This window comes from Pseudooctadecabacter sp., assembly GCF_965657175.1.
GTDB lineage: Bacteria > Pseudomonadota > Alphaproteobacteria > Rhodobacterales > Rhodobacteraceae > Octadecabacter.
Genome location: NZ_CBFHNH010000005.1, coordinates 49,969 through 62,556 on the forward strand (window position 1 = coordinate 49,969; position 12,588 = coordinate 62,556).

Below are 12,588 nucleotides of genomic sequence, written 5' to 3' on the forward strand. Positions count from 1 at the left end.
GGAGGACCCATGGCCGCCAAGAAAAGCTCAAAGAAATCAAACGTCTCCGCTGAGGAGCTGTTGGGTTACTACAAAGACATGCTGCTGATCCGTCGATTCGAGGAAAAGGCCGGACAGCTGTACGGGATGGGTCTTATCGGCGGTTTTTGCCACCTTTACATCGGACAAGAGGCCGTTGTTGTCGGTCTTGAGGCAGCCGCCAAAGAGGGCGACAAACGCATCACCTCCTACCGCGATCACGGCCATATGTTGGCCTGTGGCATGGACCCCAACGGTGTGATGGCCGAGCTGACGGGCCGCGAAGGCGGATATTCCAAGGGCAAAGGCGGGTCGATGCATATGTTCTCGAAAGAGAAGCATTTTTACGGCGGTCACGGCATTGTCGCAGCCCAAGTGCCCTTGGGCGCGGGTCTGGCGTTTTCGGACAAATACAAAGGTAACGACAACGTCACTTTCACCTATTTCGGGGACGGTGCCGCCAACCAAGGTCAGGTTTATGAAACCTACAACATGGCCGAACTTTGGGACCTGCCAGTGATTTTTGTCATTGAAAACAACCAATACGCCATGGGCACCTCCGTTCAGCGGTCCACCAAATCGCCATCCTTGTGGGAACGCGGTGCGGCTTACGGGATCGAGGGCGAGGCCGTGGACGGTATGGACGTCATGGCCGTCAAAGAGGCCGGTGATCGTGCCGTGGCCTACTGCCGCGCGGGCAAAGGTCCTTATATTCTCGAAGTAAAAACATACCGCTATCGGGGCCACTCCATGTCGGACCCAGCGAAATATCGGACCCGCGAAGAGGTCCAGAAAATGCGTGACGAACGCGACCCTATCGAACAGGTTCGCGATCTGTTGCTGACGGGCAAACACGCCACCGAGGACGACCTGAAGGCCATCGACAAGGACATCAAAGTTCGCGTCAACGAGAGCGCCGAATTCGCCAAGGAAAGCCCAGAACCTGACCTGTCCGAACTGTGGACAGACATTTACGCCACCGAAATCCCGCAGGAGACAGCATAATGGCAACCGAACTTTTGATGCCCGCCCTCTCCCCCACGATGGAAGAAGGCACGCTGGCCAAATGGCTTGTGAAAGAAGGCGATGAGGTCAAATCCGGCGATATCATTGCCGAGATCGAGACCGACAAAGCCACCATGGAATTTGAGGCCGTCGACGAAGGCATCGTCGGCAAGATCCTGATCGAAGAAGGCACCGAAGGCGTGAAGGTCAACACCCCCATCGCCATCATCGGCGACGAGGGCGAGGACATGTCCGCCGCCCCTGCCGCAGCCTCCGCCCCCGTACCCGAAGACAAGGCGCAATCCTCCGAGGATCAGCCTGCCGCCGGTATGGATCATCCCGCCCCCGCACAGGTTGACCGGTCCCCCGACTGGCCCGAGGGCACGGAAATGAAGACCATGACCGTCCGTGAGGCCCTGAACGAGGCGATGGCCGAGGAAATGGAGCGCGACGAGAACGTCTTTTTGATGGGCGAAGAGGTCGCGGAATACCAAGGCGCCTATAAAATCTCTCAAGGGTTGTTGGACAAATTCGGCGATAAACGCGTCATCGACACGCCCATCACCGAACACGGGTTCACCGGCATCGCCGTCGGCGCTGCATTCGGTGGACTGAAGCCAATCGTGGAATTCATGACGTTTAACTTCGCCATGCAGGCCATCGACCAGATCATCAACTCGGCGGCCAAGACGCTTTATATGTCTGGCGGCCAGATGGGGGCACCGATGGTGTTCCGTGGCCCCAATGGTGCCGCCGCCCGCGTAGGCGCCCAGCACTCTCAGGATTACGCCGCGTGGTATGCGTCTGTGCCGGGTCTGAAGGTGGTCATGCCCTACTCCGCCGCAGACGCGAAGGGCCTGATGAAGACCGCCATCCGCGACCCCAACCCTGTTATTTTCCTGGAAAATGAAATCCTCTACGGGCGCTCCTTTGAGGTTCCGGTGATGGATGATTTCACCATTCCGTTCGGGAAGGCCAAAATCGCCCGCGCGGGCAGCGATGTCACTATCGTGTCCTTCGGCATCGGCATGACCTACGCGCTTGAAGCGGCTGAAAAGCTGGCCGAAGACGGGGTCGAGGCGGAGGTCATCGACCTGCGTACCCTGCGCCCCATCGATTATGAAACGGTGCTGACCTCGGTTCAGAAAACCAACCGGTGTATCACAGTCGAAGAAGGCTGGCCCGTGGGCTCCATGGGCAACCACATTGGTGCGACCATCATGCAAGAGGCGTTTGATTACCTCGACGCACCGGTGATCAATTGCACCGGTAAGGACGTGCCTATGCCCTATGCGGCCAATCTTGAAAAACACGCGCTCATCACCACTGCTGAGGTGATTGAGGCCGTGAACAAAGTCACCTACCGGTAAGGAGAGACACCCATGGCAACAGAAATTCTCATGCCCGCGCTCTCCCCCACGATGGAGGAAGGCACGCTGGCCAAATGGCTTGTGAAAGAGGGCGACACCGTGCAATCGGGCGACCTTTTGGCTGAAATTGAAACCGACAAAGCGACCATGGAATTTGAAGCCGTGGACGAAGGTGTGATCGGCAAAATTCTCGTCGCAGAAGGCACCGAAGGCGTGAAGGTCAACAGCCCCATCGCGATCATCGGCGAAGAGGGGGAGGACATGTCCGCCCCTGCCACCACCGCCCCGAAAGAGGCCCCCGCCTCGTCCAATGTGGCCCCTGCGGAGGCATCCGACGCCACAGCTCCGGCCAAAGGGTATGGCAAAGGCGACGCGCCGCAAAAGACCGCGCCTGCATCCGACGGCAGCCGCCTGTTCGCCACGCCGCTGGCGCGCCGCATCGCCAAGGACAAGGGCTTGGACCTGAGCCAGATCAAAGGCTCCGGCCCGCACGGGCGGATCATCAAGGCCGACGTCGAAAACGCCAAACCGCAAGAGGCATCGGCACCTGCCGCCAGTGCCACAGCCCCCGCCAGCGCACCTGCTGCCGCTGGTACCGGCCCGTCCACCGATCAGGTCATCAAGATGTATGAGGGTCGCGACTTCGAAGAGGTCAAACTCGACGGTATGCGCAAAACCATCGCGTCCCGTCTGGTTGAGGCCAAACAAACCGTGCCGCATTTCTATCTGCGTCGTGACATCGAGTTGGACGCCTTGCTGAAATTCCGCAGCCAGATCAACAAGACACTGGAACCCCGTGGCATCAAGCTCAGCGTCAATGACTTCATCATCAAGGCCTGCGCGCTGGCGCTGCAACAGGTGCCTGACGCCAATGCCGTCTGGGCCGGTGACCGTGTGTTGTCGATGAAAGCCTCCGACGTGGCCGTGGCTGTGGCGATCGAGGGCGGACTATTTACGCCGGTTCTGCAAGACGCCGATACCAAATCGCTGTCGGCACTGAGCACCCAGATGAAAGACCTCGCCTCCCGTGCGCGGGATCGCAAACTGGCGCCCCATGAATACCAAGGCGGCAGCTTCGCGATTTCCAACCTCGGCATGTTCGGCATCGACAATTTTGATGCCATCATCAATCCACCCCACGCCGCGATCTTGGCCGTGGGCGCGGGGGCCAAGAAACCCGTCGTGGGCGAAGACGGCGAAATCAAAGTCGCCACCGTCATGTCCACAACGCTCAGCGTCGATCACCGCGTCATCGACGGGGCACTTGGTGCCGATCTGCTCAACGCAATCAAAGCCAATCTCGAAGACCCCATGGGCATGCTGGCCTAGATGTTACTGTAGCCAACAGAACCGAAAAGGGGCCGCCGGTATCGCACCGTGCGGCCCCTTTTCATGTGGCGCACAACATATCCGCGCGCCTGTTGTCTTTGTCTCATAAATATCCCGGGGGTCTGGGGGCTGGCCCCCAGTGGGTCGGATTGGCAAAGCCAATTCGATCACAACCCTACCCGTGCGTGCGCAGCAACTGGTCCATGGTCCGCGATGGCTGGGCACAGCCCGCCTCACCAACCACCTTCGCAGGAACACCGGCCACCGTTTTCATCGGTTCCACCGCTTCCAACACCACCGACCCTGCGGCGATCCGGCTGCAATGGCCGATCGTGATGTTGCCCAGCACTTTGGCACCCGCCCCGATCAAAACGCCATCCCCGATTTTGGGGTGCCGGTCCTCTTCTTCTTTGCCGGTTCCGCCCAAGGTCACGGAATGCAGCATTGACACATTGTCGCCCACCACAGCCGTCTCTCCGATCACGATGGAGTGGGCATGATCAATCATCAAACCCTTGCCGATGGTCGCACCGGGGTGAATATCGACACCGAAAATCTCTGACACGCGCATCTGCACATAATACGCCAGATCGCGGCGCCCCTGACGGAACAACCACGCGCCCAAACGGTGCGCCTGCACCGCCTGAAAGCCCTTGAAGAACAACAGCGGCTGCAAAAACCGCAGGCATGCAGGGTCACGGTCAAAAATCGCGACAATATCCGCCCGCGCCGCATCCGCCAGTGACGGCTCTGACGCATAGGCATGGTCAGCAATTTCACGCAGCATCTGGTCGGACATCTCGGACGACGCCAGCTTCATGGAAATCCGGTATGCCAATGCATTTTCCAACGACGCATGGTGCAAAACGGAGGTGTGCACAAAGCCGCCAATCAGCGGCTCATCCCGGATCGCCGTCTCTGCCTCATCACAGATACGTTGCCAAACAGGATCAACTTTCGCGATTTTTGTCTGGGTCTGGGCCATGGTGCACCTCACTTTCTGCTTCGTCCTACTCCACATAATGCAGAATTTCCAAGAACAAAGCTGTGAAATGCAACCTCACAAAGGATGATGTGTCCGCCTGCGCCACGCGGCCAAGGCCACCAGAACGCACGACATCGCCGCACAATAGGCTGGCCCCGCATGGTCTGACGTCGCCACAGCGCCCAAAGACGCCTGCGCATAAAGGGACCCTGTGCCGCCGCCGGGATGCGCGCGCCCCATGCGTTTGCGCCACCGATCAGACACATCCGCCTGCGCGATCAAACGTTCGGCAAATACCGGCTGATCGGCAGGTGGCACCATCATCACAGCCCGTGCCGCCATATCCAAATCCGCCAGTCCGACGGCCCGCATCACGCAGCCACATCAATGCCCGCATAGGGTCCCGGCCCATATATGTCTGAGATTTGGGCGACTTCGATGCGAATATCACCGCCCCCGTCCAGCAGCCGAAGGATATCCGAATACCTCCAGCTTGGTTCAGACACCGTGGCCCGCCGCACAACGTTTCCATTTCGCGTCACAACAACCGCGTATTTCTCGAAGGCTTCGGACAAGGGCGTTTCTTCCCCATCCCAGCTGTCGCCATCCTTGCGTGTGCGCCGCACCCAAGACACCTCGAGAGCACCGCTGGTCGACGTTGTGCGCAGATGGGCCACGCGGTAGGGGCGCAAACCGGCCCCCTCAACAGTGTCCACACGGTACTGATAACTGGGATCAGACATCGGACGCGTACCAGGGCCAAAGCGAATATGTTGTTCCACACCGCGGGCGCCCAACGTCAGTTGTTCAGGCGTCCCGTTGAGAAGCACAAAGACTGACCCCTCGGGCCATTCGTCCGGCGCAATCCCGTCGGTGCCCGCTTGGCCGCGCAACCGCAATGACAGCTCATAGGTGTTCGGCGCAATAAGGTCGGCACCGGCGAACTGAAAGACCTCCCAGTTGCCAAGCGTGCCATCGCCAATGGCCGCCGTGTTTGCCCCGCTCAGCAATTGCTCAATCGACACCGAAGACAAATCCCCGCGGATCAATTCAACCTGCAAGCTGGGCCCGCGGTCAATCACACCTGGGCAGGCCCGCGTCATCACCGTTTTCGTCAACCCCATCACGGACGCAGCAGGCAGCAAACGGTTCAACTGATAATCCGCATCCTGCGGTGCGGAATAGACCGCAACACTGCCCGGCCACGGCACACCTGCCGCTGCCGCATAAGGGGCCACAGGGTCTTCATCCCCGCGCAAAAGGGGCAAGTCCATCAACACCATTTCCACCGGCACAGGCGCCACGAAATCGCGCAGATTGAACGTCTTTTCTGTCACGTCCTGCGGCTCATAGATCGCAGGCTCAATCCGGACCGCCTCAAGGGCCTGCCGGTCCGTCTGTTCAGCATGGTCGATCCGGAACAGACCGTCGCCATGCGCGTCCGGCAACCGGACCACATCGCCTGCGCCCACGTTCATCAAGGATGGCGGCAAGGTGAACCGCGCCGTATCCCGCGCCACGCGGGCTTCTGACAACCATCGCTCTGCGATGCGCTGCCCCTCGGCGCTCGTAAGAACCAGCGGCAATTCCGACGCCGATGTCGTCAGGCCCCGATCGTCTGCAAAAATGGCTTCCGTGGTGCGGACCTCATAATCGGCGTCCGCCTCGACAAAGCCCAAACGCACGCGGCCCGCGACCTCAGCCTCCTGCGCGCGGGTCAACTCAATCGCGCCCTCCGCGTCGGCCTCATAGACCAGCTGTGACCGGTCCAGATCAGCGTCCAACCGCGCCCCGCGCGTGCGGAACACTAAAACGCCGTCCCGTTCAATCGCATCAAACCCGTAGGCCACCATCAAGGGCTGCAAAGCAGACCGTGCCGTGGTCACATCATCAACGCCGTAGCCACGCACCACACCATGCAGCGCGGACACATCGTAGGACGTGATCCCTGCCCCTTCGCAAACCTCGGCCACGACAGACGGCAAAGACCGTGACGCCGCCCGCCCGTTGATCCAATGCCCCCGCGAATAATTCACATTATCCGACCACAGGCCCCCATTGCCCGGAAAAGCAGGGAACGGCCGCGCATCCCACGCCCAGACATGGATACGGTCCGGATCGACCATGCGCACGCCAGTGACGTCGGACACAGGGTTCAGGTCCTCATCCGCATAGTGCTGGTAGATCGCCCGCAGGTATTGCATTTGGATATAATCATCCCGAATGCCATTGGACGCGCGGGGCAGCCCGCTTTCAGAGGATTTCAAATCCACAAAGCGGTTCGGCTCATTGGTGGCTTTGTCTACCGCCGCACAGCCGATTTCGGTAAACCAAATGGGCTTGGACCCAGGCTCCCACGCGGTGGGCAAGGCCGCACGCACGCCGTCCACACGGTCGTGATGCGCCCGCAACCACCAATTGCGCAGGTCTTTGTAGCGACAGATCCATGGCTCACCCTCCCCGTCCGTGATGGGCGTGCGGATTTGCGCCTCAACCGCTTCGGCGGAATGATAATACCAATCATAGCCTTCGCCGCCTTCCACGTTGGCAGACAGATAATCAAGGTTGTAGATCGACCCATATCCCGCATCGAGGTGATCTTCCCCATCGCGCCAATCGGACAACGGCATGTAATTGTCGATGCCAATAAAATCGATCGCATCATCCGCCCACAACGGGTCGAGGTGGAAAATCTTGTCCGCTGTCCCCGCGGGCTGATAGCCGTGATATTCGGACCAATCCGCAGCATAGCCGATCTTAACGTCCGGCCCCAAAATCTGCCGGACATCGCCCGCCAGCGTCACCATAGCCTCCACCGCAGGAAAACCATTGGCGCCGCGAATTTGGGTCAGCGACCGCATCTCGGACCCGATGCAGAACGCATCTACTGATCCCGCAATCGCACACAGATGGGCGTAGTGCAGGATGAACCGGCGATAAGACCACTCGTTCGGGCCAGAATATATCACGTCTTCGCCGTTGATCGTGAAATCGCCCGGCTGGGCCGCGCCAAAGAACGCCGCGACCTCTGCATCGGCTGTCGCAGTACGGTCCGGCGTGCCAGCCTGACCGGGGGCCAATGACGTGGTGATCCGCCCGCGCCACGGCAAACGCGGCTGGGTCCCCGCACCGGACCATGGATCAGGCAGCGCGTTGCCCTCCAACTGCTCCATCAAAATAAACGGATAAAACACTGCTTTTTGGCCACGATCCGTCAAATCACGCAAGGCTTCTATCACTGACGCATCCGCAGGGGTTCCGCCGTAAACGGGTCTTCCTGCCTCAGTCGGGACAACCTCGGCGGCCGCACGGGATGTGCCCGTCACCCGCCATGCCATTTCATCCCCATCCGCGTCGACCTGTTCGACCTTGGGCTTGATCTGGCAATCCCCGCAGCGCAAATCATCGCCAAACCACGACACAACCATCGTCACAGACCCGCAATTGGGCAATACTTCTTCCAGCGCCTCAACCGAGGTCAGGTAATCCGTCTTACCTGACGGGGTGTTCACATTGGTCGACCGGCGTTGACCAAAGCCGGAGGACACCGTCACAGGTGTCGTCGCCAAGGCATATTCCCCCGTCCCCGGCACCAAAGCCACCCCTGTGACCAAGGACGCCATATCCGAATGCACGGCATCATCACCCTGCCCCGGTCGCATCACCTCGAATGAGAACTGCGGCACGCGGTTGCCAAATTGCCCCAGATCCAAATCTTCAAGTACCACATAGGCCGTTCCACGATAGGCTGGCACTTGGCCTGCCCCCTCAACCGCTTCCATCTTTGGGTCAGGCATCTGATCCAAGGACCCGCTGTAGACACGCATGTTCAAATCATCGCGCGCGATCTCGGCCCCGTCGGCCCAGACCCGTCCAACACGGGAAATCTCACCCTCGCCCAGCGCAATCGCCAATGACACTGTATAGCTGTAGGTGGTCGTCTTGGGCTGCTTCGGCCCACCTTTGCCGCCGCCTGTAGTCACAGAGGCTTCTTCAAACTGCGTGGCCCAGATCACCTGCCCCGCAACCCGCATCCGCCCATACAGCCGCGCCATGCCGGCCCCTTCGCTGGCGCCTGTCAGACGGAACCGGTCCACACGACCGGTCTCAACAGCCTCACTGCCGGCGCCCATCAACCGCTGGTCAATGGCACGGCCCAATGTGGCACCCGCCGCACGGCCAATGGTTGCCATGCCAATGCCCATGACAGTTCCGCCAACGGACCCGCCCAGTGCCATTCCCGCTGCAGATAATACAATCGTCGCCATGATGTTCAGACCTTTTGTTGTTGGGGCACAGGCACGGAAAACCGTGCCACAACCCGCCGCTGCCAAGGGGCCGTCAGGGCGTTTTCAACCACCCCATGTCCCTGATACGCATGAATAAATGTGGGCCGTAGCCCGGTCTCGGCCTGAAGGCCCACGTGCTTGGCCACAGCCCCGCTTTGCATCCGAAAAAGTAACACATCACCGGGCGCTGCATCGGCCTTGTCCTTGCGGTCAAGCAATGCGGCCATGCCGCGCCACAACCGCTCATCCCCTTGGGGTTCCGACCAATCAGCCGTATAAGGCGGCACCGCAATCAGCGCGTCATCGGTGACCGCAGACCACACCCCCCGCAACAGCCCCAGGCAATCACAGCCCGCCCCCTTGCGGGCTGCTTGATGCACGTAAGGCGTCCCGATCCAGCGTCGGGCCTCGGTGACAACAGCACTCATCTTACACATCTCGGCGCAGGCTGCCGCCTGAGGATTGCCCGCTGCGCACTGGCGTGCTGACCAGCCAATCATCCCCCGGAATGTCAGGGAAACCCTGATAGTTCAGCGCATTGCTGAACTTGGACCGACAGGTGTCAAACCGCTTGTCACAGCCTGCTTCGATGCGGACCAAGTCACCTGACGCAATGTCTGTCCGAAACGCCTCCCAGACCTCGATCTGACGTTGGGCGCCCACAAAGCGGTCACGTTTGACCATCCCGACCAGCCCTTGGGCCGCGCCGGTCATCATCCGCAGACGTCCGCGTTCAAACCACGCAGGCTCAAACGTCGCCATGTCGTCAAAAAGGAACCGCCGCCCCTCTTCAATGGCCTCCACCGCGACTTCGGCAAAGAACCCGTGGGCGTTCAAATCAAAACGGCACCGCCCGTCCCCCAAGATCGCCGCACAGGGCGTCTGATACACCCGCCCCTGAGGCTGGTTCAGCATCTCGGTCAGGCCACGCAATTCTGCATGAAACGCGCCACCCGCGCGGCGCAATTCCCCGATGGATCCCGCAAACCGCAGGCTGCGCATCTCAACATCGGCCCAGTTGACCAGCCAGGCCTTGACTTCGGCCCCATCGAAGCGCCCGGCCTCAATATCAGCCTCCGTAATGGCCACGTCGCTCAGCGCACCCATCGCCTCGGAATTGTCGACAGACAATCCCGTAGCCGACACGATCGCCCGCGCCGTCATCCCACTGTCCGCCTTGAACGTGATCCCTTCGAAGGTCAGCGGCCCGTCATGGTCCGTATATCCAAAAACAGTCCCGTCACGCCGGATCACCGCCCAACAGCGGGCAAGCGTCGTCACACCTCTGTCCAAATGCCCCTGAAACGCGGTCATACCCGCACCTCGACCACCGGAATATCGGGGACTTCACCGGCCTGAAACGTCGCCATTGAGGTCACAATCGCATCCGTGTCAAACCGCACGGGCACGTCAAATTCATAACCCGCCGTGACTTCACCCTGCAAATCCGGCGGGTGATTGAACGTGACGATGCCGGTCAGATGATCGACCTCAAAATCGACCCCTTCCACCAGTGCTTCGCCACCCACGGCGACCAGGACACTGCCCAAGACAGGCTTGGTCACAGGCCGTGCGTAGTTCGCCGTGCCAGAGGCATAGTTCTTCACCAGCTGGAATGCGGTCTGCACCTCATCCCCCATCCCGATGACCTGATCCTCACCGGTGATCTGCGCCTTGGGTGCAGCGGATCGGAAATCCGCCCAGTCTTTCCAGCGAAACCCGAACATCTGCCCCTGCCGCGCCTCAAAGAACGCAACAACGGCTTCGACATCATCCAGCGACCGCAGGCCCATGCCCGCATCATACCGACGGCGCGAATGCTGCCACGGCGTGTTGCGCTCCTCGAACCCGTTGGACAGTGTCACGATCTCGGTGCGCCGCTCGGGTCCACCAAGGGCTCCAAAACTCAGGTTCGTAGGGAACCGTACCTCATGAAAACTCATCTGCTTGCTCCCTTACCGATTGCGCTGGCCACGGCTCAAAGCGCGGCTCATGGAGGCCGCGATTTGGCTTTGCGACCGCTGAAACCCGGCCACATCCGGGGTCGAGATATTCATAGTGATGTGCACCGATTGCCCGCCCTGCGCTTTCACGCCAAGGCTGCCATCGGCCCCACGGGTCAGCGGCATAATCGCCTCCGGCCCCGCCTCACCCATCAGGCCGGTGCCGCCCCGCATCGGGAAGGTCGTGGCCCCGTTGACCACCCCGCCCTTGGCAAAAGCCCGTTGTTGTCCACCCGAAAACGCGCCACCCTTTTCAAAAGGCATCAACGCACCGACCAGCGCATTCACACCACCGGCCAGAATACCGCCGAAATGATCCGTCACAGGCTTCATCGCGTTGTTGTAGACCGTGCGGGACATGGCCTCTCCCAAGGTCGAAAACGCGTCCGACAGCGAATTGCCGTCAAAGACCAGCCCGTCAAAGGCCTTGCGCAAACCGCCCGAGAACCCGCGTTCCAGATTGCCCAGATCGCGCGTGGTGTCGCCCAAAGTGCCCTGCATACGGCGCAACTGGCCGTCAAAGGCATCCGTCATCGCCGTCACCGACCCCAGAGTTTCCTCCAGCGCCTTGGCCTCGGTCTCAAGGGCGTCCAACCCGTCGATGTCATCCATAACTCGCTCCTTCATCCGCAACGCGGTCGGGATAATCCGCCGCCAGTTGATCCAACCGGCCCCGTCCCATGGGCATTTCGCCCGCCTCAGGCCCCAACAGAAGCCATAACTCGGCTGGCGTCAGCGCCCAGAATTCATGTGGTTTCAGCCCCAGATCGCGCATGCCGGTGCGCATAAGGCCCGGCCAATCGAAACTCGCCCCGCGGCTCATGGTGTGGCAAAGGCGCGGGCCAACAGCTCGGCTGCCGCCTCCGCTGCCCGCACCGGCCCGCCTTCGATCTCAGCGCACAGCAAATCCCGTGCCGATCCGCGCCAGCCACCCCCACGCAGGCCCGCCACGATCAACGCCAAAACGTCCCGCGTGGAAAATCCGCCCGCTTCAAACCGCCCCACCAGCGCCACTAAAGTATCCGCCTGCAAAGACGCCTCCAGCTCCGCCAATGCCCCCAGCGTCAGCTTGCAGGTGTGCGCCGTTCCATCCAGAATGAGCGCCACCTCCCCCGCCCAAGGGTTTGCCGGGGGCATGTGCGTCGCCAAATCCATTACGGGAAGGCCACAAAGGTGACTTCACCGGCGGACGTCATCGACAACTCATAGGTGGCTTCACCGTTGTAGTTGCCCGCATACTCGATCGAACTCACAAGGAACGCGCCTTCAATGGTGCCAAAATCGGGAATGATCACCTGAAAATCAGGCGTCTCACCGTCAAAGAACACCTGACGCACGCGTTCATCGCTTGTGGCGTCCTTGAACACGCCCGACCCACTGATCGAGGCGGATTTCACACCGGCCCCGCCCAGCACTTCGCGCCAGCCGCCAGTGCTGTCCAGTGACGTCACATCCACGGTCTCTGCGTTGAAACTGATGCGCGTGGCCCGCAGGCCAGCGGCTGTCTCGAACAGGCCATCACCTGTCATGTCGATCTTGATCAACAGATCCTTGCCATTTTGGGCTGTCATAATCCGTACTCCGTAAGG

13 protein-coding genes are annotated in these 12,588 nt (G+C 60.5%); 3 read left to right on the plus strand and 10 right to left on the minus strand.

Annotated features, from left to right (window positions below):
• The first annotated feature begins 9 nt into the window (after positions 1–9).
• The 3 genes from pdhA to ACTG36_RS06265 are packed head-to-tail and all read left to right on the plus strand — an operon-like array spanning position 10 to position 3,722.
• Complete coding sequence (gene pdhA / locus ACTG36_RS06255; protein WP_439141734.1) at positions 10–1,023, plus strand: pyruvate dehydrogenase (acetyl-transferring) E1 component subunit alpha; 1,014 nt, start codon at positions 10–12, stop codon at positions 1,021–1,023.
• Positions 1,023–2,393, plus strand: coding sequence for a pyruvate dehydrogenase complex E1 component subunit beta (locus ACTG36_RS06260; protein ID WP_375281161.1), 1,371 nt, complete (start codon positions 1,023–1,025; stop codon positions 2,391–2,393). Before pdhA ends, ACTG36_RS06260 begins: the two co-directional genes overlap by 1 nt.
• A gap of 12 nt (positions 2,394–2,405) precedes the next feature.
• Positions 2,406–3,722, plus strand: coding sequence for a pyruvate dehydrogenase complex dihydrolipoamide acetyltransferase (locus tag ACTG36_RS06265; RefSeq protein WP_375281160.1), 1,317 nt, complete (start codon positions 2,406–2,408; stop codon positions 3,720–3,722).
• Positions 3,723–3,897: 175 nt separating this feature from the next.
• On the opposite strand, the gene cysE is transcribed toward ACTG36_RS06265, so the two are convergent.
• The 10 genes from cysE to ACTG36_RS06315 all read right to left on the minus strand — a co-directional run bounded on the left by cysE (position 3,898) and on the right by ACTG36_RS06315 (position 12,570).
• The gene (gene cysE / locus ACTG36_RS06270; protein ID WP_375281159.1) at positions 3,898–4,707 is read right to left on the minus strand and encodes a serine O-acetyltransferase; all 810 of its coding nucleotides are present in this window, start codon (positions 4,705–4,707) and stop codon (positions 3,898–3,900) included.
• A 75-nt stretch (positions 4,708–4,782) separates the two neighbouring features.
• A complete protein-coding gene (locus tag ACTG36_RS06275; protein WP_375281158.1) occupies positions 4,783–5,079 on the minus strand; it encodes a DUF7742 family protein in 297 nt (98 codons plus the stop codon).
• Positions 5,079–8,975: a baseplate multidomain protein megatron gene (locus tag ACTG36_RS06280; RefSeq protein ID WP_375281157.1), complete on the minus strand. Its 3,897-nt coding sequence runs from the start codon at positions 8,973–8,975 to the stop codon at positions 5,079–5,081. Before ACTG36_RS06280 ends, ACTG36_RS06275 begins: the two co-directional genes overlap by 1 nt.
• Positions 8,976–8,980: 5 nt before the next feature.
• Positions 8,981–9,424, minus strand: a complete 444-nt coding sequence (locus ACTG36_RS06285; protein ID WP_375281156.1) for an NlpC/P60 family protein — start codon at positions 9,422–9,424, stop codon at positions 8,981–8,983.
• Between the two features lies 1 nt (position 9,425).
• Positions 9,426–10,310, minus strand: coding sequence for a DUF2163 domain-containing protein (locus ACTG36_RS06290; protein ID WP_375281155.1), 885 nt, complete (start codon positions 10,308–10,310; stop codon positions 9,426–9,428).
• A complete protein-coding gene (locus tag ACTG36_RS06295) occupies positions 10,307–10,939 on the minus strand; it encodes a phage distal tail protein, Rcc01695 family (protein ID WP_439141738.1) in 633 nt (210 codons plus the stop codon). The genes ACTG36_RS06290 and ACTG36_RS06295 overlap by 4 nt, the downstream gene beginning before the upstream one ends.
• 12 nt (positions 10,940–10,951) lie before the next feature.
• Positions 10,952–11,611: a phage tail tape measure protein gene (locus ACTG36_RS06300; RefSeq protein WP_375281153.1), complete on the minus strand. Its 660-nt coding sequence runs from the start codon at positions 11,609–11,611 to the stop codon at positions 10,952–10,954.
• Positions 11,604–11,822 (minus strand): rcc01693 family protein, encoded by a 219-nt coding sequence (locus tag ACTG36_RS06305; protein WP_375281152.1) that lies wholly within the window; start codon positions 11,820–11,822, stop codon positions 11,604–11,606. Before ACTG36_RS06305 ends, ACTG36_RS06300 begins: the two co-directional genes overlap by 8 nt.
• Positions 11,819–12,136 (minus strand): gene transfer agent family protein, encoded by a 318-nt coding sequence (locus ACTG36_RS06310; protein ID WP_375281151.1) that lies wholly within the window; start codon positions 12,134–12,136, stop codon positions 11,819–11,821. Before ACTG36_RS06310 ends, ACTG36_RS06305 begins: the two co-directional genes overlap by 4 nt.
• 17 nt (positions 12,137–12,153) lie before the next feature.
• On the minus strand, positions 12,154–12,570 hold the full coding sequence (locus ACTG36_RS06315) for a phage major tail protein, TP901-1 family (RefSeq protein ID WP_296417364.1): 417 nt from the start codon (positions 12,568–12,570) through the stop codon (positions 12,154–12,156).
• Positions 12,571–12,588 lie beyond the last annotated feature (18 nt).